This window comes from Natrinema gelatinilyticum, from assembly GCF_024266705.1.
Taxonomy (GTDB): domain Archaea; phylum Halobacteriota; class Halobacteria; order Halobacteriales; family Natrialbaceae; genus Natrinema; species Natrinema gelatinilyticum.
This window is the reverse complement of record NZ_CP100756.1, coordinates 667,516-687,599: the sequence shown is the minus strand read 5'-3', so window position 1 is coordinate 687,599 and position 20,084 is coordinate 667,516. Positions and strand designations below refer to the sequence as shown.

22 protein-coding genes are annotated in these 20,084 nt (G+C 64.0%); 6 read left to right on the top strand and 16 right to left on the bottom strand.

Translation table 11 applies throughout. The features are described 5' to 3' along the window. Positions 1 to 26 precede the first annotated feature (26 nt). Entirely contained in the window at positions 27 to 1,508 is a 1,482-nt protein-coding gene (locus NJU76_RS03280) for a phytoene desaturase family protein (protein WP_254531368.1), read from the bottom strand. Between the two features lie 252 nt (positions 1,509 to 1,760). On the opposite strand from NJU76_RS03280, the gene NJU76_RS03275 reads away from it, so the two are divergent. Next, entirely contained in the window at positions 1,761 to 1,955 is a 195-nt protein-coding gene (locus NJU76_RS03275; RefSeq protein ID WP_254531367.1) for a hypothetical protein, read from the top strand. A 194-nt stretch (positions 1,956 to 2,149) separates the two neighbouring features. Here NJU76_RS03275 and NJU76_RS03270 read toward each other — a convergent pair whose 3' ends face one another. From NJU76_RS03270 to NJU76_RS03205, 14 genes are all read right to left on the bottom strand, one after another. Then, positions 2,150 to 2,434 carry a translation initiation factor eIF-1A gene (locus NJU76_RS03270; protein ID WP_179260169.1) on the bottom strand — a complete coding sequence of 95 codons (285 nt, stop codon included), beginning with the start codon at positions 2,432 to 2,434 and terminating at the stop codon, positions 2,150 to 2,152. 176 nt (positions 2,435 to 2,610) lie between these two features. Beyond that, on the bottom strand, positions 2,611 to 3,123 hold the full coding sequence (locus tag NJU76_RS03265; protein WP_254531366.1) for a hypothetical protein: 513 nt from the start codon (positions 3,121 to 3,123) through the stop codon (positions 2,611 to 2,613). Between the two features lie 48 nt (positions 3,124 to 3,171). Then, positions 3,172 to 3,933: a fumarylacetoacetate hydrolase family protein gene (locus NJU76_RS03260; protein WP_254531365.1), complete on the bottom strand. Its 762-nt coding sequence runs from the start codon at positions 3,931 to 3,933 to the stop codon at positions 3,172 to 3,174. Positions 3,934 to 4,170: 237 nt separating this feature from the next. Then, positions 4,171 to 4,407: a hypothetical protein gene (locus NJU76_RS03255; protein WP_254531364.1), complete on the bottom strand. Its 237-nt coding sequence runs from the start codon at positions 4,405 to 4,407 to the stop codon at positions 4,171 to 4,173. A gap of 195 nt (positions 4,408 to 4,602) precedes the next feature. Further along, a complete protein-coding gene (locus NJU76_RS03250) occupies positions 4,603 to 5,028 on the bottom strand; it encodes a DUF8009 family protein (RefSeq protein WP_254531363.1) in 426 nt (141 codons plus the stop codon). A gap of 26 nt (positions 5,029 to 5,054) precedes the next feature. Further along, positions 5,055 to 5,879: an adenosylcobinamide amidohydrolase gene (locus NJU76_RS03245; protein WP_254531362.1), complete on the bottom strand. Its 825-nt coding sequence runs from the start codon at positions 5,877 to 5,879 to the stop codon at positions 5,055 to 5,057. Beyond that, positions 5,872 to 6,945, bottom strand: a complete 1,074-nt coding sequence (locus NJU76_RS03240; protein WP_254531361.1) for an aminotransferase class I/II-fold pyridoxal phosphate-dependent enzyme — start codon at positions 6,943 to 6,945, stop codon at positions 5,872 to 5,874. Before NJU76_RS03240 ends, NJU76_RS03245 begins: the two co-directional genes overlap by 8 nt. Continuing rightward, positions 6,935 to 8,062: a nicotinate mononucleotide-dependent phosphoribosyltransferase CobT gene (gene cobT / locus NJU76_RS03235; RefSeq protein WP_254531360.1), complete on the bottom strand. Its 1,128-nt coding sequence runs from the start codon at positions 8,060 to 8,062 to the stop codon at positions 6,935 to 6,937. The genes NJU76_RS03240 and cobT overlap by 11 nt, the downstream gene beginning before the upstream one ends. Before the next feature lie 2 nt (positions 8,063 to 8,064). Further along, entirely contained in the window at positions 8,065 to 8,715 is a 651-nt protein-coding gene (locus tag NJU76_RS03230; protein ID WP_254532561.1) for an NTP transferase domain-containing protein, read from the bottom strand. Further along, the gene (cobS, locus tag NJU76_RS03225) at positions 8,715 to 9,482 is read right to left on the bottom strand and encodes an adenosylcobinamide-GDP ribazoletransferase (RefSeq protein WP_254531359.1); all 768 of its coding nucleotides are present in this window, start codon (positions 9,480 to 9,482) and stop codon (positions 8,715 to 8,717) included. The genes NJU76_RS03230 and cobS overlap by 1 nt, the downstream gene beginning before the upstream one ends. After that, positions 9,479 to 10,453 carry a CobD/CbiB family cobalamin biosynthesis protein gene (locus NJU76_RS03220; RefSeq protein ID WP_254531358.1) on the bottom strand — a complete coding sequence of 325 codons (975 nt, stop codon included), beginning with the start codon at positions 10,451 to 10,453 and terminating at the stop codon, positions 9,479 to 9,481. The genes cobS and NJU76_RS03220 overlap by 4 nt, the downstream gene beginning before the upstream one ends. A gap of 37 nt (positions 10,454 to 10,490) precedes the next feature. Continuing rightward, positions 10,491 to 11,126 carry an HAD family hydrolase gene (locus NJU76_RS03215; protein WP_254531357.1) on the bottom strand — a complete coding sequence of 212 codons (636 nt, stop codon included), beginning with the start codon at positions 11,124 to 11,126 and terminating at the stop codon, positions 10,491 to 10,493. A gap of 133 nt (positions 11,127 to 11,259) precedes the next feature. Further along, positions 11,260 to 11,871, bottom strand: a complete 612-nt coding sequence (locus NJU76_RS03210) for a translation initiation factor IF-2 subunit beta (RefSeq protein WP_254531356.1) — start codon at positions 11,869 to 11,871, stop codon at positions 11,260 to 11,262. Between the two features lie 208 nt (positions 11,872 to 12,079). After that, positions 12,080 to 12,466, bottom strand: a complete 387-nt coding sequence (locus tag NJU76_RS03205; RefSeq protein ID WP_254531355.1) for a DUF5789 family protein — start codon at positions 12,464 to 12,466, stop codon at positions 12,080 to 12,082. Between the two features lie 530 nt (positions 12,467 to 12,996). Between NJU76_RS03205 and NJU76_RS03200 the strand changes: the two genes are divergently transcribed. After that, on the top strand, positions 12,997 to 13,971 hold the full coding sequence (locus NJU76_RS03200; protein ID WP_254531354.1) for a PGF-CTERM sorting domain-containing protein: 975 nt from the start codon (positions 12,997 to 12,999) through the stop codon (positions 13,969 to 13,971). Between the two features lie 53 nt (positions 13,972 to 14,024). Next, the gene (locus NJU76_RS03195) at positions 14,025 to 14,363 is read left to right on the top strand and encodes a hypothetical protein (RefSeq protein ID WP_254531353.1); all 339 of its coding nucleotides are present in this window, start codon (positions 14,025 to 14,027) and stop codon (positions 14,361 to 14,363) included. A gap of 568 nt (positions 14,364 to 14,931) precedes the next feature. Here NJU76_RS03195 and NJU76_RS03190 read toward each other — a convergent pair. After that, on the bottom strand, positions 14,932 to 15,273 hold the full coding sequence (locus NJU76_RS03190) for a DUF7344 domain-containing protein (protein ID WP_254531352.1): 342 nt from the start codon (positions 15,271 to 15,273) through the stop codon (positions 14,932 to 14,934). Between the two features lie 229 nt (positions 15,274 to 15,502). Here NJU76_RS03190 and NJU76_RS03185 point away from each other — a divergent pair, with 229 nt between their 5' ends. From NJU76_RS03185 to NJU76_RS03175, 3 genes are all read left to right on the top strand, one after another. Continuing rightward, positions 15,503 to 18,952, top strand: a complete 3,450-nt coding sequence (locus tag NJU76_RS03185; protein ID WP_254531351.1) for a PAS domain S-box protein — start codon at positions 15,503 to 15,505, stop codon at positions 18,950 to 18,952. A gap of 189 nt (positions 18,953 to 19,141) precedes the next feature. Continuing rightward, positions 19,142 to 19,573 (top strand): hypothetical protein, encoded by a 432-nt coding sequence (locus NJU76_RS03180; protein ID WP_254531350.1) that lies wholly within the window; start codon positions 19,142 to 19,144, stop codon positions 19,571 to 19,573. A 168-nt stretch (positions 19,574 to 19,741) separates the two neighbouring features. Further along, a complete protein-coding gene (locus NJU76_RS03175; RefSeq protein ID WP_254531349.1) occupies positions 19,742 to 20,083 on the top strand; it encodes a hypothetical protein in 342 nt (113 codons plus the stop codon). Position 20,084 lies beyond the last annotated feature (1 nt).

Here is a 20,084-nt window from a genome sequence, read left to right as displayed (position 1 = left end):
CCATCTGGCTGTCCCGATATGGTCAGTCATCCGTGGTCTTCGAGCACTGCCTCGGCCGTCAACCTGGCACTGATGAGGCACATCGGCATTCCGATTCCTGGTGTGGTATCACCGCCGACGAAATAGAGTCCGTCGACTCCCTTCGAACGGTGCGGCGGTCGGAAGAGCGAGGTCTGCCGGAGCGTGTGTGCCAGGCCCAGCGCGGTGCCGTCGTAGCTGTTGTATCGGTTCGCGAAATCGTCGACGCAAAACCGCTCTTCCAGGACGATCCGGTCGCGAATATCGGTCCCGGTGTGTGTGGCGACGTCTGACAGGATCATATCGCGGTACCGGTCCCGGATTTCGGGCGTGTCCTCGAGACCGGGTGCGATGGGGACGAGCACGAACAGGGCGCTGTGGCCATCAGGCGCGACGGTATCGTCGGTTTTAGAGGGGACGCAGACGTAATAGGCGGGATTTTCGGGCCACTGCGGAGTCTCGAAGATCCGGTCGAAATGTCGGTCCCACTCGGTCGGGAGAACGAGCGTGTGGTGGGCCAGCTCGTCGACGTCGCCATCGACGCCGAGATAGAGCAAGAACGCGGACGGTGCGTAGGTGCGCTTCTCCCAGTAGTCGGCGTCGTAGCCGCGGCGTTCGGGCGGCAGCAGTTCCTGTTCAGTGTGGGCGTAATCGGCGTTGCTCACGATCAGATCCGGGCGGAGGGCACCGTCCGGCGTTTCGATCTTGAATCCGCCCACTCGTCCCTTGATCGCTGTCGCCGGTCGGTCGGTGTCGTACTCGACTCCCAGTTCGTCGCCCAGTTCGACGATCGAATCGATGACCGTTCCGATGCCACCGTCGGGATACCAGACGCCGAGATTGAAATCGACGTGGCTCATTAGATTGTACAACGCCGGGGTGTTCGTGGGCGAACCGCCCAGGAACACCAGCGTGTACTGCATGATCTGCTGGAGTTTCGGATGGTCGAAGTACTTCTCGACGTGGCCCTGCATCGACCCCAACAGCGAGAGCCCTCGCGCCTGTCGAGCCACGTCGAGATCCAGGTAATCGCGCAGTCGCGGCCGGTCCTCGTAGACGAAGTGTTCCATCCCCACTTCGTAGTTCTCTTTCGACGTCTCGAGGTATCGCTCCAGCGTCTCGCCGGCACCCAGTTCGTACGCTTCGAAGACTGCCTTCGTTCGCTTGAGATCTGACGTAACGTCGACGCGGTCCCCATCTTTGAAGAAGATCCTGTAGTGGGGATCGAGATGTGTGAGTTCGTAGTAGTCACTCGGCGTGCGATCGAAGTCGGCGAAGAATCGCTCGAAGACATCGGGCATCAGATACCACGAGGGGCCCATGTCGAACCGAAACCCGTCTCGTTCGAGGCGGCTCGCTCGCCCACCCAGTTGTTCGTTCTTTTCGATGACGCGAACGTCGGCACCCGCATCGGCGAGGTAACAGGCCGTCGAGAGTCCCCCGATTCCGCCCCCGACGACGACGACCGACTCACCGACCAGCGATTCCATACGTACTGGTGAGTAGGGGACCAGTGTTAAACATGTGTCATACATAGGTAGGGTATGCGACCGGTCACCAACGGTTGACGACCGCGTCGTCAGACTCGTCGGCGTATCCAGCAATCGACTCTCGTCGGTCCCGTGCGCACGGCGAGTGTAAACGACGAAGCGAACTCGTGGAAGGACCACGAAGCGATTCCCGTCACCGATTCGCGAACAGTCACGGAAATCCCACACAACAGTTATGCAAAACCGTGATGTATGGTAACGTGGAGAAAGGAGATGCATCAGGTCGTAACGAGAGCGGTCGCCTGTCCCTTCTGCGGGGAGAACGCGAGCGTCGCGCTCCCCGACGAGGAGACGGACGTGCGCGTACGGAAATCTGTCGCGGCGTTCGGCGAATGCACTACGGTTACGTGTTCACAGGGGGATACGTACTGGGTATACTTCTGTTAACCCGCGGTCGGTCCGATCACGAACCGGGTGTGTCGTTTCGCCTCGCTCGCGTTCCCGTCCCGCTCGAGGTGGCTCGAGCGACCCGCTTCGAATCACTGGTACTGGTCGAGACGCTACATGCTGGTCGAGACTGACCTGTACGTTCGATACCAGTCTACGAGAGAAATCTGCGTCTCAGGCTGAAACCGAGATACTCAATCGATGTGGCCTTCGCGACGGAGTTGATCGGCGTCCTGGCCGGTGTAGCGCCACTCGATAGTGGCCTTCTCGTCCTGCCAGTCCCAGGGCTCTGCGACGACGATGTCGTCTTGCTCGATCCAGGTACGGTATTTCATGCGCCCGGGAATTCGGCCGAGTCGCTCCTCGCCGTCCTCACAGCGGAGGCGAACGTGATTGCCCCCGAGATGTTCGGTTACGACGGCGAATACTTCATCGTTGTTGGGCATACGGAGGTTCCGTCGCCCGGATTCTTCTGTCACAACTTTCCTACGGGGGGCAGACGTTTAAAACATGGGAGAGTCGTGGTAGCGACTCTCATACCGGTGGTCGACGCGCAGGCTGATCACCGACGCAGCACCGCTCGACTGCCGGGCGAACCGGTCGTTCTGAACGACGCAGTCAGTTACAGCCACTCGGTTCACGGTCAACTGTGCACTCACAGTTCGCGGTCCGAGTCCGGGTTTTTGAGGGCCCAGAGTACCTCCGGCAAAAAGGCCTCGAGGTTGTCGATAACGCGACGTTCACTGACGTTCAGTCCGTCGCAGTGGTCGTGGGCCGAATCGCGAATATCGACGTGGAGTTCTCCGTCCTCGAGCCAGACGCCGAGCGGAAAGACGGAACACCGAGTCGGTTTCCAGTCCTCTTCGAGATGAAGCGAACAGAGGCCGTCTTCCCGCAGGAACGCACAGGCACAGCCGTCTTCGGCGACGTGGTCGTCCCGGTCTTTTTCCTCGCGTGCAACGAATTTTTCGCCGCGAAATTCCGTCGTGGTCTCGGCGAGATTCGCTCGCTGCGCGAGCGCTATGAGGTCCCGGTCGTAGAGGAGAACCCCGTGGTGACAGCACCACGTACAATCGTCGACGCATTCGAACGTGAGATCCGGATCGAACTCGACGACGGCCTCGCAGCCGGGGAAGACTTCGACTCGTCGCGGTACGTCAGCGCTCACGTGTCGTGGATCGGTGGTCGTCCACAAGTGCCTTTCTACCCAGTCGGGTTAGGCGCGAACGACCGCTTGCTCGTGTCCGAGGGACTCGCGTTCGCTCGAGTCGACGACCGTATTACTGAGGGTGCCGACGCCCTCGTAGGTGATTTCGACATCGTCGCCGGGTTCGACCAGACCGGGATTCGCGGGACTCCCGAAGGAGACGACATCACCGGGCTGAAAGGTGATCCGGCGTGAGAGGTGAGCGATGATTTCGGCGGGAGAGAACAGCATGCGTTCGGTGTTCGCTTCCTGTCGTCGCTCCCCGGCGACGTCGGTGTACATGTCGATTCCGATCGGGTCGATGGCCGTTTCGATCCACGGTCCAAGCGGACCGGACGCGTCGAACGCCTTCCGAGGCGTCCGGTCGCCCTGGTCGAGGGCGTCCATGTCGTTCAGGATCGTGTAGCCGCGGACGATATCGGAGACGGCGGCCTCGGAGAGATTTCTGCAGGGTTCGTCGATGACAGCCGCGAGTTCACCGGCGTAGGTGAGTTCGTCGGAGAACGTCGGGTACGGTATCTGGTCCTCGTGGCCGACGACCGAGGCGGGCGACTTGATGAAGAAATCGGGCTCGTCGGGGCGCTCGTACTCCATTTGTTCGATCGTCGCCGCGAAGTTTCGGCCGACGCAGTACAGCGCCGTGGGGGTACACGGCGGGAGAAAATCCGCCTCCGTGCCGACCTCGTAGACGCCGTCGTCCGTGTGAACGACGCCACCTTCGTACCGTCCAGAGACCGGCCCCTCGTCCGTCGCGATCCGCGCGAGTTTCATTACCGGCGCTCTCGGTTCCGGTGCATTAGTCGTACCGATTCCGGGAAGCGGCGATCGACGTCGGTGCCGGCACGTGGAACTCGAGCAACCGCGCTGGTAATCGCGATTGGAACCAGCGGAAAGCCGGAGTCTGGCGGAGTCCTGCCACCTCAGCTGGCCGTCTCGGGCCGAAGCGAATCACGAGATAGCTCTCACCGCTTCGTCGCCATTGGCGCTGGTGCGAACGGTCGCTGCTCGCTATCTCTCGAGCAAAAGGTACGTTCGGGCACCGCGGTGTTCGAGCGAGACGGCGTCCGTCTCGACGTTCGAGCGAACGAAGTCGTCAATTCCTGCCGCGTGCAGATCAGTGACGTCGATCCGCCGGTACCGGTCTCCTGTCTCGGTCCGGTAATCGGCGGATGCACCTATGTCGTGTCTGTCGCGCCCCTCGCCGCGATCAGCGGTCTCGTCCTCTGTGTCGACGATCAGTGACATACGTTTCAATTAGACCGACAGTACGTCAAACCGACCCATCCGGAGTGAAAGTGAAAATAAAAGTGCAGGACGCAACGGAGGCACTCGAGCAGAGCAATCGGTGATGGGCGAACCGAATCCGGACCGAGACGGTAGTGGCGGATCAACCGGACAACGAAAGCGACACTGGACGGGTGGTCGCCTGACGGGGTGCTGCTAGCCGAGCGCCTTAATTTCGACGTCGACGGGACCGGCGTCGGTCTCGAGTGTGACCGAGTCGACGATGGCTTCGCGTGCCCGGTCTTGCCAGTCTGCGACGGCTTTCGCGTGACGTTTGTGGATCGCGTCGGGATCGTCGGATCCCCCGCCCTCGTCCACCTCCGGGAGGTGGGACTCGAGATCCGGATACGTGGCGATGACGTCGTCCGCGATGACATCCGCGGGCGAGATGTGAACCGCCCCGGTCAGTTCAGTGTCGTCAACTTGGTAAACGTGAATGCGGGCCCGCATTCGGCCGTGAAATGGCGGAGTCGCCCGGAGGACGGCGTCGCCGGGATTCTCTCGGCTGTAGACGTACGCGTCGACCGCGTCCTCGGGCGAGAGGGCGACCGAGCGGATCGCAGACGGATCGTCTTCCACCATCGGGGACGGATAGGCACCCAGCGGATTTAGGTTTCGGGTTCGGCAGCGTCGTCAGCGACCCGCGGAGAAAAGACCTCTGCTCGAACGTCCGTCGAGACACCGTACACCGCGTCCGCGACCGATTCCGGGAGGGACACGTCGGATTCGGTATAGTGGACACTCAGCGACGCTCGGATGGCCTCCCGAACACAAGCCCGCGTCGCCGCACCGACCTCGGTTCCGCTCCCCGAGAAATCGGCTGGCGGTCCCGCCGGATCGTGGCCGACGACGACTGCGTCCGTCGTAGTTCCTGGGAAGCCGGTTTCGGCGAGCAGCGTCGCTGCTTTCGCCTCTGCGGCGACCGCGACCAGGTTGGCCAGCGCACCCGGTGCGAGCGCCCGCGTCGTTCCGACGATGACGTTGACGGTTCCCGGCCTCCGTTCTAGTCCCTGCTCGAGGTCGGACTCGCCTGGCTCGAGGACGCGCGCGTCCGACCTCGAGTTCGCATCTGACGCCGCCGTCGGCTCCGGTATCATCGGTAACGCGGCCGGGTTCGAAACCCCGGCTGTCGCATAAGCCGTCACTGGACCGTGACGGGCACCCCGAGCGTCCGAAATGTCGACCCCGGTCAGCAGCGCCGGTCCCGTCTCGTCCACGGCTGTCCGCCCGAAGCGCGCCCGCTCGAGCCGTTCGCCGATGTAGGTGCCGAGATCCGTTCGGTCCCAGCCGTCGGGAACCGAAACGTTGTACGCGTGATCGGCGACGCGACGGCCGCCGTTCCAGCCGGTGGAGAGCCACTCGGTGGCGGGTCGACTGACTCGAAGGACGTTGGCTCGCCGAGTCGCGGCGTAGGCTGGTTCGTGCTCACTCATCGTCGAACTCATTGATCCGGTTGGCGGGTCCGTCTCCGGTCTCACGAACGCCGAGCGCCTCGAGAAGGCGGTCGTTCGACGAGCGATCCTTGACGGCGACCCGGACGTGCGAGTCGAGCCCGCGGAAGGTCGTCGCGTCACGGATCGCTATGCCGTTTGCGCGTGCGTCGGCGATCACCCTCGAGACGTCGCGGTCGCCCACGTCACAGAGGAGGAACGGGGCGGCCGACGGATACACGTCGAATCGATCCTCGAGCGTGGAGCACATCCGCTCGCGCTCGCACTCGACCCGCTCGCGCGTGTCGCGAACGAACGCCGCCTGTCGGAGGCAGTGCGTGCCGACGCTCGCGGCCGGTCTCCCGAGCGACCACGTGCGTCGAGCGATCGCGAGCGCGTCCGTCCGATCGCCGGTCGCGACGGCGAACCCGGCGCGGAGTCCCGGCAGACCGAACAGTTTGGTGAGCGAGCGGGCGACGACGACGGCCTCGGACTCGAGTTCGACCGCCGACGACCGATCGGTGAATCCGAGGAACGCCTCGTCGACGAGCAGGGTCGTTCCGGCGTCCGCACAGCGGGCCGCGAACGCCTCGAGCGTCTCCAACTCGACCGCGTCCCCGGTCGGATTGTTCGGCCGACAGACGACCGCGAGCGAGCAGGGATCGAGGAGTGCGTGACCGACCCGACACAGCTCGTCGTACCGAACGAACCGCGGCTTCGCCCCTTGGAGTCTGACTTCCCGAGCGTACTCGCTGAAGCTCGGGTACGGGACCAGCGCCTCGTCGCCCGGCTCGAGGGACGTCTCCATCGCCAGCCTGATCGCGGCCAGACCCCCGGGAGTCGGACTCACCTGCGCCGGGCCGCAGCCGACGAAGTCGGCCGCAGCGGCACGGAAATCGGGGTAGTCGTCGTCCGGATACCGGCGGGAGTCCTCGAGCGCGGCCGCGTACGCGTCGCCGACGCCAGCCGGAATTCGGGGATTGGTGTTGGCCGAAAAGTCCAACAGCGCCCGATCGGATTCGCCGCCGTGAGGCACTCGGTTTCCGGCTCGGATCGAGTCAGGGTCCACGGTCGTCCTCCGCACTGACGTCTCGATCGTTCGCTGCGTCCGACCCGTCTGCATCCGCGGCGTCCGCCGCGCCTATCGCCACCGTCGCTGACTCGTCGTTGTACGGTCCGTCGATCCCGTCACACCCGGATTCGGCATCGATCCCGAGTCGGGCACAGACCCCCTCGAATTGATCCCGGACCTCACTCATCCGACCGTCCGGAACGAGCGAGAGTGCGCCCCCCATCGCGACCCCCTCTTTCGCCTCGCCGGCGCAGTATCGGTCCATCGCGACGTGTTCCCGCTCGTCGAAGCCAGGGTCCGTGACGGTGAGGCCGCAGTCGAACCGCTCACACGCGTCCGCGAGCCTGCCGCCCTGTTCGTCCGCGACGAACGAGGTTGTCGCGATCGAAAGCGGGACGTCGATCCCGGCGTGGCGTACGATCGCGGCGACGGCGACCATCTGGGTCCCTCCGGCTAGCGTTACGTCGATTCCGGCCTCAAGCGCGCCGGCCGTCACGCCGGCGACCGTCGGTTGCATGGGGTCGCCGACGGCCGCGACCGCCTCGAGAGGGGCGCCGTCGCAGTCGCCCGGCTCGAGGTCGCTCGCGGTCAGGGCCTCGTCGACGACCTGGCGCTTGCGCTCGATCGGGTTCGTCGGGAGCGACGAGGACACGCCGGCCGGCTCGCCGAGCGCAGTGAGGACGCCGAGGGCGGTGGTCGTGCCGCCGGGGACCGTTTCACCGATCAGGATCTCGTCGTCGGGGAGGCTCGCTCCGTAGTCGTACGCGCGATCGAACGTCGCGTCAGCGTCCAGAACGGCGACCGGTTCTCGAACGTCCATGCCGGGACGCACGTCGAGGCCGACGGTCGGCGCGGCCGTCGATCGAGAGAGTCCCGCGTCGATTACCGCGACCTCGAACCCGACGACCTCCCGAACGGCGCGCGTCACGGCCGCGGGCGTCGGACAGCCGTTCGGGCTCACTGGAGTCACCGGTGAGGCGATCGGCTCGCCGTACACGAGGATTTCGACGTCCGCGGACGGCGTGTGTTCCATCAGCTCGGGCGCGGCACCGGCGGCGCTGATGCCGTCGATCAGCGCCGTTTCCGTCGTTCCAGCGGAGAGGAGGACCCGCATCGTCAGCGCCCCTCAGCGCGTCGGTTCCGAAGTCGATCGGCTGCGATTCGAGCGTCTTCGAGTCGGTTCACGTTCACCGCGAGTCGTGGGTCGTAGTAGACGTCAGTCATAGTCGTGGGATCGGGCGAGTCGGTCGTCGAATCGCCCACGTCGCTCGTCGGATCGTCAGCGTTGCTCCCCCCAGCGTCCGTCTCGCCGACCACGTTGACCCCGGTGGGCGCGAGGTGATCGTCGGGTTCGAGTCGCGCGTCGATGCTGACCCCGAGTCGCCGTTTGAGCGCCACGGGGACGCAGACTGTCCGCGAGCCGTCCCCGTCGCCGTGGATCAGGAGTATTCGGTCGATGACGGTGGCTTCGAGCAGCGGTACGTCCGCGGCGACGGTCAGGATCGGCGGCGATATCTCGGGTCGCTCGAGGACCGCCAGTAGATCGGTCACGTACCCCTCTCCGGTCGTCTCGATCGGGAGGACGTCGTCGGCACGCTCGAGATGAGAGCGCGTCGCCGGCGCGTTCGGCGAGACGGCGGCGAAGGTCGTTTCGACCCCGCTCCCGCGGAGTGCCGTCAGTACTCGATCGACCATCGCCGACCCGTCGATCGGGTGTAAGGGCTTCTCGTGTGGGCTCTCGAGGCGAGTTCCTGCACCGCCGCACATCACAACAGCGTCCACGCGATCACCCCCGCGTGAACGCCGGCGATGCGACCGACCTCGTTCGCCGCGCCGAAGATGTCGCCGCTTATACCCCCGAGGTCGCGGTTTGCCAGGTACCACGGCAGTCCGATGCCGGCGACGCCACCACAGATGGCGACCGCTGCGACGGGATCGGGCCAGGTGAGCGCGACGCCGGGGAAGGCGACGACCACGGGTGCGAGAAACGCGCGGGGCGTGGACGCCGAGGTGAACCACTCTCCTATCCCTTCGTATCCGCTTGCTCCGAAGCAGGCCATCGCGGCCATGCCGAGTTTTGCCCCGACTTCGGCGCCGACCGCGACGCCGACCGCCGCGCGGACCGGGAGGCCAGCCAGTCCGAGCCCGCCGAGTGCGAGGGTGGCGACGGTGACCGCCACCGAAAGTAGCGCCCCGACGCCAGTCGTCGTATCCTTCAGCACGTTGCGGCGACGCTCAACGTCGCCGTGTACGACCAGCGCATCGCCCAGATCCGCGACTCCGTCGAGGTGGTGGACTCCCATCACGGCGTACACCGCGAGGAGATAGCCGAACGCGACGGTCGGCGGTGCGAGGGAATCGGCCGCGAGTAGCGGCACTCCAGCGAGTGCACCAGCGACGAACCCGACGACCGGGAATGCGGCTGGCGTCGAACGAAACGCGTCCCAGTCCTCGTCGCGGTAGCCGACCGGAAGACGCGTCAGGAACCCCGTTGCTCCGCGAGTGGCACTGATCCAGCGTTCGACCGTGGTCATCTCATCACCTCCGCTATCGCCGTGGCCTGCGACTCGAGTGTCGTACCGGCCGTCGACGCGACGATCGCGAGTCCGACGGCCACGAGGACCGAGACGATGGCAGCCGAGGTGACGAGCGCAACGCCGCGCTCGCCCTCTGCGAGCGTCGGGAGTTCGGCTTCGGAATTGAGAACGTACGTCGATGGCTTCTCGAGACGGACATCCATGGCACAGGCCAGCGTCGCCATCGGCCACCCGGAGTTGGGCGACGGCGGGACTCGCGCCCACTGTCCGGCTCGGCGGAGTACCAGCGGATTGGCCGCAGCGACGGCGATCGTGACCGCCGCGATTCGAGCGGCCAGATACATCACGAGGTCGTCCAGTCGCGCGCTCGCGGTCCCGATCGGCTTCGAGGGATAGCCGAGCATCGAGTCCAGCGTGTTGACGCCCTTGATCCAGGCGGCGACGGCCGCTGCGACCGGTAGCGAGATCGGCGCGAGGGCAGAAAACGCGAGCAGGCTCGCGACCAACCCGTCCGCCAGGTTTTCGGCGGCGCTCTCGAGGGCAGCGCTGCGGAGCTCACGCGGCGAGAGCGTCGAGACGTCGCGACCGACGAGGCCGACGACCAGCTCACGGGCGCGCGCTCCGTCTCCGTCGGTCGCTCGAACGACGTTCGCAGTGAGTTCGAGCAGTGAACGAAGGCTGGTCGTCGAGTAGAGGACGAGCGCGGCGGCGATTCCTTCGGCCATCGGGTTGAGCGCGGCCGCAGCGATGACGGTGGCGCCGGCGACCGTCGCAGGGACGAGCGGGGCAGCGGCCGCGATTCCGACGCCGACGAGGCGCTGGCGTCGCGCGGTCGTGCTCCACTGGCGATCGAGACCGTCGACGAGTCGGCCGAACCACGCCACCGGGTGGAAGGCGGTCGGCGGCTCGCCGAACAGTATATCGAGACTGAACGCCAGGCCGATCACCGCGAGCGTCGTCAACGTCACGGAATTCCCTCGGTACTGGCCATCCGTCTCCCTTCGGTCATGATTGCTGTGACTTCACGGTCGACAGCCGTGTCGGCACGTCCGCGAGCGCCACGTCCTCGAGTAACAGCGCCGTGCCGCCGACGGCTTCGATCCCGCCGTCGGCCTGCGGATCGTCGCCGACGTGGACGAGATCGGCCGGATCGACGCCGAGTCGGTCCGCAGTCACGTCGAACATCTCGGGCGCGGGCTTGCGCCATCCACAGCCGACGCTGGTTACGATCGCGTCGAAATCGTCCCGCTCGAAGTCGGATCTGACGAGCGTCCGGCCGACGAGTTCCGGAACGCTGCAGTTCGAACAGATCCCGACCGGTCCCAGTTCGCGGGCCGCCTCGACCGTCTCGAGGGCGCCCGGCCTGGTTTCGACGGTCGGATCGAACGCGGCGACGACGGCTCGTCTCGCTGCGTTGTGCTCGTACTCGACGCCGCGACTCGCGAGCGCGCGCGAGACGTGAGCCGGAAGCGGGACCTCCGCGCCGTCTGGCGCGTCGACGTGTGGTTCCGCGTACGCGTCGGCCCAGTCGTCCGGAACCCGGACGTCCCGTTTCTCGAGTTCTGTTGCAATGGCTGCGGCCGGATCGGCCGGCCGATCGGCGGTCACCAGCGTCCCGAAGAGATCGAACGATACTCCCACGTCCGTGTTACTAGCACAAACTGACTTTAATTTCGCGATCCGACTGTGGTCGCCACGGAGACGCAACGTCGCCCGATACGACGGCGTACTACCGGCTGACGGGTCGGTGCGCTGCCGGCCGACTCAACCGTATTCAGGCGAGTCGGGCGAACGCAAGGTTCCCCGAGATGTTCTTGATGTAGATGTCCACGACGTCGCCCTCGTCCGCACCCGGAACGAAAATCGTATAGTTCCCTTTCTCCGCGACGCCGTCGCCCTTCCGTCCGGTCCCGGTGATTTCGACCGTGTACGTCTGGCCCTCTTCGACGGCGTCTTGCTGCTGTTGCTGCTGGCTGCTGGTCGACCGTTTGGAAACCGGTCGGAACGCACCGCAGGCGTCACACCGAAGCATCGGCGTTCGGTCCTCTCGGACCAGCCGCGTGTCCGGCAGTCCGCACTCCGAACAGAGGACGTACTCGTCGACGTAGGCGTCGATCGCCGCGCTAATGTCGCGCTGGGAGAACGTCCCATTGTATCGACCGCGGCCGTTCTCGAGTTTGCCACTCGTCCCCAGTTCTCGCTGGAGGAATCGGTGGAGGTGTTCCGTCTCTCGAGAGAGAACGTCGGCGACTTCGTCCAAGTTTTTCACTCGGGTAAACGCGCCGTCTTTCTGGGTCTGGGGGTCTGGAATCTGGAGTCGCTGTTCGTCGCCCCCGATATCGGGAACGTCTTCCATCGCTCGGTCGAGACTCGATTCGTAATCCATACACGAGAACAGACGACGCGAACGTAAATCCGTTCTGCTCTCACAATCCGCCCGACTGGACGACGATAGGCGGTGAATGTGCTGGTACGTGTCGATGTCGAGAGGGCGGACTCCGTTCACCGTCGTTCCGTCGTGGGACGCTCTTCCCACCGCAGGCTCGTCGCTATCCGGTCATCGTTTGGTCGAGTCGTCTCGAGACGGACCGACTTCAGTACGTGTCGATGCCGCTCGCGTCGCTCGAGCTCTGCGTGTCGGCGTCCAGTTCCTCGAGATCGCGTTCGGCGTTGGCTTCGTTTGGACTGCCGGCCTCACCTGTTATCTCCCCATAGACGGCCTCACGGACTGCTTCGGGTGATTCGTATTCCTCGTCGACCAGCCGATCGAAGACGGACCCGAGCGATTCCGTCTCGTTCGGCATGTCGATCGGCTGGTCGCCGTACTCCGTGGCGAGTTCCTCACTACTGATCGGATACTCCATCTCTTCGAGGCCGCGTTCGACGTCCTCGAGGATCGATTCGGTATGGTCCGCCCGCTCTGCTTTCCGCCGTTCGGCACTCGTTTGCACGCGGTCGTGGCCCCGTCCGTCGTCACTCATACGAAGCTGTACCGTCACCCGGTAGAAAAGCGGCCGGCCAGCGCGTGCGCGGTTCTGTCGATACTGCGCTCAAATAATGCTCTTTCGTCGTGGGGGTACGGCACACCGTTATCACCCTCTGCTGGCGACGACCAACCGGCGTGTCTGTTCAGCCCGTATCGAGCCATCACTCGAGTCGTACGACCCGCGGTAGGCTCGTCTTTCGGATACCAGTCGACTATCACAGGCCGCGAAAATGGGGCGGCACGCGTCCGTTCCGGCACATTCGAATCGCTCGTCGATCATCGTGACACCGGCCGACGTCCGTAATCGAACCGGACGGTTATCCACCGTCTTCGATCGGCGTTTCGGATTTCAAATGAAGCCTACCGTCCGTAGAACCCGTCTACCGGTGAGTACGCTGCTCATATATAGAACGGGCAATCCGGTACGTCAATTGGATGATCAGTACCATATCAGGACAGTCATCGGCACGGAACAGTAGATCGATCGAGTCTCTGACGGGCCGAACTGGGCCCGGAGCGTAATCCATGTCCCGGCGACACCGTCTCTCGGAGTGGCTCCCGGGGGAACTGCACGTAGTACTCGCGGTCGGACTCGGCCTGGTCGTGATCGGTGGCCTCATCGCGTCGGGTGCTGCCGGCACGGCCGCGAGTGCGATCGATCCGGACCAAAGCGGCGTGTCCGAGGAAGCCTACGTCGAGCCCGCGCCAGAAGAGGGAGATCCGTACTTCGAGGCGGCAGCGGACGATGGGTCCTGGGTAAGTTACGAGAACCCACGCGACGAGTACCGAAGTCCCTATCTCGGGAACGGGTCCGGGAAAATCTGCGTCTCGCTGGTCAACGAAAATGGCGAACCGGTCGTCGGCACGTCGGTTTCGAACACGTCCGTAACGATTCCAACCGGCGGGGCGACGACGTGGCATCCCGACGCGAACCCGATGACCGTCAAATTCCCCATGACCGACAACTACGAGTTCGCGCTCGACGGTGACCAGTTCGGGACGAGCCCAGACATCGCACAAGGTGACGGATACATGGACTCCCACTGTATCGAATTCCACGGGAATCCTGTCGGCTCGTCTATCGAGTACGGTGAAGCCGAGATAACCGGCCAGTACGCGGATCGGATCGACGTCGTCGGGTACATCCAGCAGGTCCCCAAGGGCGACGGCTGGGATACGGATATCGATCCGATCGACGCCGCAGAGCCCTACGAGGAAGCCGGCGGCGGCTGGACCACCACCGAGGACTCCAATCACGGACAGGTCGTCGTCGTGTTGCAACTCGACGCGCCCGCCGACGAGCGAACGATCCCCAACGAATCGAACTCCTCGGATGACGATACCGACGGAACCGACTCGACCGAACCGAAAGACGGGACCGGAGACACCACCGACGGAGGCCAGACCGACGATAACGGTCGCGACGAAATGCCTGGATTCGGCCCGCTGGCGGCCGGTGTCGCCATTTCGATCGCGGTCATTGCACGATACTATCGATAGCCACGACGAGGCGGCCCTCTCGGAACTGGGGACCGCGCCACCTGTCACGACTCGTGACGGGGAACGACTCTGCAAGGAACACCGGTAGACGGATCGGTCAACGGCCGGAGGAAGCCGTCACTGCTACTCGACACTGCGGTTCCGACCGCGACAGGGCGCTCACGCGGCCCACCGAGGTCGATCCCGGCGTCACCGACCGGATCGCGGATCTCGCAGCCGCCGAACTCGGCCTGCTTGAGGACGAACAACGCTCGAAAACGAGGGCCTCGGGCCCGAGGGGGCGGATCTATCACGCCGGGAGAGGGGTGTCGACCACCGGGCAAGTCACGATCTCCCGACCGACCCTCGGCGGGATCAGTATTCCGCCAATGCGGTGGTCGGAAATCCGGTGAGAACGCCCGGCTCGTCGGAGCGACGAGACGTTACCGACGTTTCCGAATCGCGTCCAAAGCGGCCGAACGGGACGTGTATCCGATGCCGAGCGCATCGCAGTTTACACACTCCCAGCGGTATTCCCCCCTGAAGCCACGGATCGAAACGGCTGCGTCGCAGTCGGGACAGCGCTTCTGGCGACGAGATTCGCGCACTCGCTCGAGGATATCAGCAACGGTCCTGTTCTCGTTCATATCAACCGAAGCTGACAATTGGACCGTTATAGGCTTTCTTTTTCGAGACCGGCATCGAGAGACGGGTTCCGTCCCGGACGGACGTCAGGGCCAGCTATCACGCTCCGAAATCCGTTCACTCACGAACGAATACGACGTGCGTGCCGACGATCCGATTCGGGGATAGCCGTCAGCCGTCTCGAAGCGAATGCGCTGTCCAAAACACGTCAGCCGTCTCCTAGTCGATACGCCGTCAAAAACGCCACGAACGGGTAATAGCGCGATTTCAGCGCGAATTCGACACGTGACCGGTATCGAAATCCGGACGTCGAACGACCCGAGAACGGACGGCGGGTCACGAGGTGTCCTGCACGTCGGCCCTGCTGGGACACGATTCGATACGCTGGTTGCTCGCATCGTAATCGATGATACCGAGTTCGTCCATCATCGGGAGGTGAACGTGGTGGAGCACTATCGTCACGTCCGAAATGGCGTCGTCGGTGACCGCATCGACGCCGTCCTCTCGAGCGACGATCCCCGCCGCCAACTCCGTGAGTTCGACGGTCGCGGTCACGCCGGCGAGGATATCGAGCGTCATTCTGCGCCGCTCTGCTTCGAGCAATCGGTAACGGGTGTCCTCGGATCGCTCGTCGAGTTCCGTTTGCTGCCACGTGAAATCGCGTTTGGATTGAGTCATAGAGGACTTCTTCGGTCGGCGACCGACGTGTACTAGACGAGGACCCTCTCCCGGGAAAGGATACACTAGAGGTGATTAGGTACTGATCGGCGGCAGGTCGGGTAGCCCGATCCGGAGCAGCGTCTCGAGGTCCGGTATGACACGACCAATCGATCGATCACCCGTTCGCTCCCCGCTGACATTCCGTCGGCGGAGGGTTGATACGCACCCGTATACTTCACACGATCGAATGAGTTCACGCCAGTTGACCGAGAGCCTCCGAGAGACGCTCGCCCTCTTCGATGGGTCCGGGGCTCCACGGACGACGAACGAGGTAGCGGATCGGCTCGAGCTCGGCCGGCGGAGCACCTACGATCGACTCGAGCGACTCGTCGACCATGGGACGCTCGAGACGAAAAAGGTCGGCGCGAGCGGGCGTGTCTGGTGGCGCTCGCGACCGTCGACGACCGATCGGCCGGCCAACAACGGTGACGCGCCCGCCATCGCCGAATCGCCGGTCGAGACCGTCGAGGAGTACGCCATCTTCGTGCTCGACGCGGACGGCTACGTCCGCAGTTGGAACGCGGGAGCCGAACGAATCGAAGGATACGCGACGGACGACGTGGTAGGCGAACACATCTCGATGTTCTACACCCGGGATGACCGGGACGCCGACGTCCCCGAGTCGAATCTCGCCGCCGCAGCCGAAACCGGGTCGATCGAGGACGAGGGGTGGCGCGTTCGGGTGGATGGGTCGCGGTTCTGGGCGCAGGTTGCAATCACCGCGATCCGCGACGAAGACGGCACCCTCGAGGGATACGCGAAGGTCACCTGGGACGCGACCGATCGACGCGAGCGCGAACAGCAGGTCCGCCGCGAACACGATCTCGTAGAGCGCGTCATGGAGCTCAATCCGACCGGGATCGGCATCTTCGACGAAGACGGCGAACCGCGGCGATTGAACCGGCGTTTTACCGAGTATCTCGGGATGGACGGAGACGACTCTGCGGAGCACACGCTGGGCGATCAGCCCCTGCTCGACGAGGATGGCGACGTGATCCCGCCTCCGGACCGGCCGGCCCAGCGGGCGCTCGCGACCGGCGACTCTGTCGTGGACCAGCGGGTTCGAGTCGACGATGCCGACGGCGAGACGCGGTGGTTGTCGATGACCGCCGAACCGCTCGACGGCGATTCCGTCATCGTCACGGTGACCGACGTCACCCCACTCGAAGAGCAGGCACGACGACTCGAGCGGACGCGCGACGACCTCGAAACCGAATTCGAGGAGGTGTTCGACCGGGTTTCCGAGGCGTTCTGCGCACTCGACGACGACTTTCGGTTCACGTACGTCAACGACCGCGCCGAAGAGCTCTTCGGCCACACGGAAACCGAACTCCTGGGAACGAACGCCTGGGAGGTGCTGTCCGTGGCCGACGACGATCCAATTCGAGACCGATTCGAGACGGCCCTGGCCACCCAGACCGCGACGAGTTTTCAACGGTACTCTGACCCGCTCGATATCTGGGAGATCATCAGGGTCTATCCCTCTGAATCCGGGCTCTCGGTATACTTCACCGACATCACCGAACGCAAAGAGCGCGAACGGGAACTCGAACAGTACGAACGTATCGTCGAGACGATCGACGACGGCGTTTACGCGGTCGACGACGAGGCCCGATTCGTCATGGTTAACGACGGCTTCTGTGAGCTGACTGGCTACGCTCGTGAGGAACTCCTCGGCGAAGCCGCGGCGACGATCCACGACGACTGGATCACACCGCGGGCCGAATCGCTATCCGAGGAAATCACGGACGATGATCGCGACGTCGCGAGTATCGAACTCGACGTTTACACGAAGGGCGGAGAAACCGTGCCGTGCGAGAGCCGATTGGGGCCCTTCCCGATGGACGATGGCACCGGGCGTTGCGGCGTGGTTCGCGACATCTCGAGTCACCTCGAGCGAGAGGACCGACTCACGAAACGAGTTCGACAGCAGGAAGCGGTCGCCGATCTCGGTCAGCGGGCGCTCGCGAGCCACGACGTCGACGCGCTATTGGCCGAGGGGAGCGACCTGGTGGTCGAAATGCTCGAGGCCGACTACTGCAAGGTGTTGGACCTCGATGCGGCCGAGGAATCGTTCTTGCTGCGGGAGGGAGTCGGGTGGGACAGGGACGTCGTCGGTGAGGCGACCGTCCCGGCACTCGGGAACAACTCACAGGCGGCCTACACGCTGACCGACGAGGGACCTGTCGTGGTCGACGATTTTGCGACGGAGTCGCGTTTCGGCACCATCGAGGAGTTGACCGGAGACGAGATCGCGAGCGGTATCAGCGCTGTCATCGGGACGCGAGACGATCCCTGGGGAGTCCTCGAGGTCCACGACGCGGACCGTCGGGCGTTCTCCGAACACGACGTCGCCTTCGTCCAATCGGTCGCGAACGTATTCAAGACCGCCATCGATCGACGCACCGGCGAGCGAGAACTCGAGCGCCAGCGCGAGCAACTCGCCGCGCTCAACAATCTCAACGACGTGGTCAACCGCATTTCCGAGGCGGTCATCGATCGGTCCACACGCGAGGAGATCGAACAGGTCGTCTGCGACCACCTCGCCGACTCGGATTCCTATCTGTTGTCCTGGATCGGCGACGTCGACGTCGCAACGCAAACGGTGAACGTGCGAACCGAAGCCGGCGTGGACGGATACCTTGAGGAGATCACGATCACCACCGACCCGGACGACGAGCGAAGTATAGGGGCAACTGGCAGGGCAATCGCGACGCGCGAACTCCAGACGACCCAGGACGTCGCTGCCGATTCCAGGTACGATCCCTGGCGGAGCACCATCGAGGAGTACGGATTCCGGTCGTCGGCGGCCATTCCGATCGTTCACGAGGATATGATATACGGCGTGTTGAACGTCTACGCCGAACGGCCGGACGCGTTCACGGGCCCGGAGCGGGCGGTGATCGGCCGACTCGGGGAAGTGGTGGGTCACGCCATCGCCGCTACCGAGCGAAAGCGGGCGTTGATGAGCGACGACGTCGTCGAACTCCAATTTCGAATCCGAAACATGTTCGATGCGCTCGACGTCGACCTCGAGCCCGCGGGCACGATCACGCTCGACCACGCTGTGCCCATCGAGGACGACGAGTACCTCGTCTACGGAAGCGCAACGGAAGACGCGGTCGAGACAGTCGAGTCGGTCGTCGAAGCACTCCCTCACTGGACCGACGTGCGGTTCCGATCCGAGAGCGGACGACGGAACTTCGAACTTCGGCTCTCCGAACCGCCGGTGCTGTCGACGGTCGCCTCGCTCGGCGGGTCCATCGAAGACGTCGTCATCGAGGACGGCGACTACCAGATGACGATACACCTGGCACCGAGAACTGACGTCCGCCGAGTCATCGACGTCGTACAGTCGTCTTATCCGACGGCGGAACTGCTGAAGCATCGCCAGGATACACGCCGCGATACCACTCCCGAGCGCGTTCGAGCCGTTCTGACGGATGATCTCACCGACCGCCAGCGGGCGACGCTCCGGGCAGCCTATCACGCGGGGTTCTTCGAGTGGCCACGCGATGCTTCCGGCGAGGAGATCGCCGAATCGCTCGATATCGCGCCGGCGACGTTCCATCAACATCTCCGGCGGGCCCAGCAGAAAGTGTTCGAATCGTTGCTCTCGGCCACGACGGCGGCCTGAGGCGAACGGAATACCTCGAGCGGTCACACTACGTTCCCTCGTTCTTCGAGGACGATCCAGATCGGCTAGAAATCCGTAACATTCGGTCATAATTTCGACGTACTTCCAATCGAGCAGTTATATTTCGTCCATTCTAACCATTAGTTCAGTGACAAGATTTATAATCTGATACGCGACTGTGTCCACCATATGGCACGTGAAAAAGCGACAGTAAACCGTGAAGACGGAGCATTTCCCGCCGAGTCGAATCGCCAGCAGACGGGACCGATCAGCACCGATACGACGGCTACGGCCACGGTCGCAGCGACGAGGCCGACGCCCGATTCCGCCGAATCGGACGGCGACTGCCAGAACACGCTGACCATTATCGGTCAGGGAACGCCCTCGAGCTTCGAACTGACTGTCGACGGCGAGATCGAACTGGCCGACGAAGACAGGGCGAAGGACGTGACCGTCCTCTCGGGGACCACCGTCGAAGGAGCGATCGAGACCGGCATGATCACGTTCCGGTTTACCGGCGACCTGACGAACGTCACGTTCGTCGACCGTGGGATCACCGGCGACGAGCCCGCAACCACGCCGAACGTCCACGTCGATTACGCTGAGCCGGAACGGGCGTAGTCGGTCGCGGGTCGTTCCGTCGCGCGACGCCGATCGATACCTCTCGTGACGCCGTTACCGGTTCCCGATACCGTCGACGGGTCGCGACGACCAGTACAATCATGTGGCGCGACACCCATCGATTCGATAGAGACACTGACTCCCCGACCGGGAGCGAAGCGTATACCTATGGACGACTCCACTACCGACCCCGACCCCGACCCCGAAGCCGAGGCCGAGGCTGACGCCCAAACCGACGGTGAACCGGAAGCAGAAACCGACGCAGAGTGGATGGAGCCCGCAGACAGGCCGATCCTCGAGTTGCTACACTCCGAGGAGGATATCTTCGAGCCGAACCAGATCGACGAGGAGGGACTCTGTCCCGCGAATTACGCCGCCTATCGATGTCGCGAGATGACCAAGTACGGCCTCCTCGAGAAAATCATGCCGGGCTTCTACGAGGTGAGCGACCTGGGAGAACGCTACCTCGCGGACGACCTCGATCCGAGCGATCTGGAGTCCGACAACTAAG

Coding starts and splice junctions, on each gene's coding strand:
- NJU76_RS03250 (WP_254531363.1), bottom strand. CDS start 5,028: ATGGTGGAAGACGATCCGTCTGCGATCCGCTCGGTCGCCCTCTCGCCC.
- NJU76_RS03230 (WP_254532561.1), bottom strand. CDS start 8,715: ATGTGCGGCGGTGCAGGAACTCGCCTCGAGAGCCCACACGAGAAGCCC.
- NJU76_RS03280 (WP_254531368.1), bottom strand. CDS start 1,508: ATGGAATCGCTGGTCGGTGAGTCGGTCGTCGTCGTCGGGGGCGGAATC.
- NJU76_RS03190 (WP_254531352.1), bottom strand. CDS start 15,273: ATGACTCAATCCAAACGCGATTTCACGTGGCAGCAAACGGAACTCGAC.
- cobT (WP_254531360.1), bottom strand. CDS start 8,062: ATGCGGGTCCTCCTCTCCGCTGGAACGACGGAAACGGCGCTGATCGAC.
- NJU76_RS03180 (WP_254531350.1), top strand. CDS start 19,142: ATGGCACGTGAAAAAGCGACAGTAAACCGTGAAGACGGAGCATTTCCC.
- NJU76_RS03275 (WP_254531367.1), top strand. CDS start 1,761: ATGGTAACGTGGAGAAAGGAGATGCATCAGGTCGTAACGAGAGCGGTC.
- NJU76_RS03205 (WP_254531355.1), bottom strand. CDS start 12,466: ATGAGTGACGACGGACGGGGCCACGACCGCGTGCAAACGAGTGCCGAA.
- NJU76_RS03210 (WP_254531356.1), bottom strand. CDS start 11,871: ATGGATTACGAATCGAGTCTCGACCGAGCGATGGAAGACGTTCCCGAT.
- NJU76_RS03255 (WP_254531364.1), bottom strand. CDS start 4,407: ATGTCACTGATCGTCGACACAGAGGACGAGACCGCTGATCGCGGCGAG.
- NJU76_RS03200 (WP_254531354.1), top strand. CDS start 12,997: ATGTCCCGGCGACACCGTCTCTCGGAGTGGCTCCCGGGGGAACTGCAC.
- NJU76_RS03245 (WP_254531362.1), bottom strand. CDS start 5,879: ATGAGTGAGCACGAACCAGCCTACGCCGCGACTCGGCGAGCCAACGTC.
- NJU76_RS03175 (WP_254531349.1), top strand. CDS start 19,742: ATGGACGACTCCACTACCGACCCCGACCCCGACCCCGAAGCCGAGGCC.
- NJU76_RS03185 (WP_254531351.1), top strand. CDS start 15,503: ATGAGTTCACGCCAGTTGACCGAGAGCCTCCGAGAGACGCTCGCCCTC.
- cobS (WP_254531359.1), bottom strand. CDS start 9,482: ATGACCACGGTCGAACGCTGGATCAGTGCCACTCGCGGAGCAACGGGG.
- NJU76_RS03260 (WP_254531365.1), bottom strand. CDS start 3,933: ATGAAACTCGCGCGGATCGCGACGGACGAGGGGCCGGTCTCTGGACGG.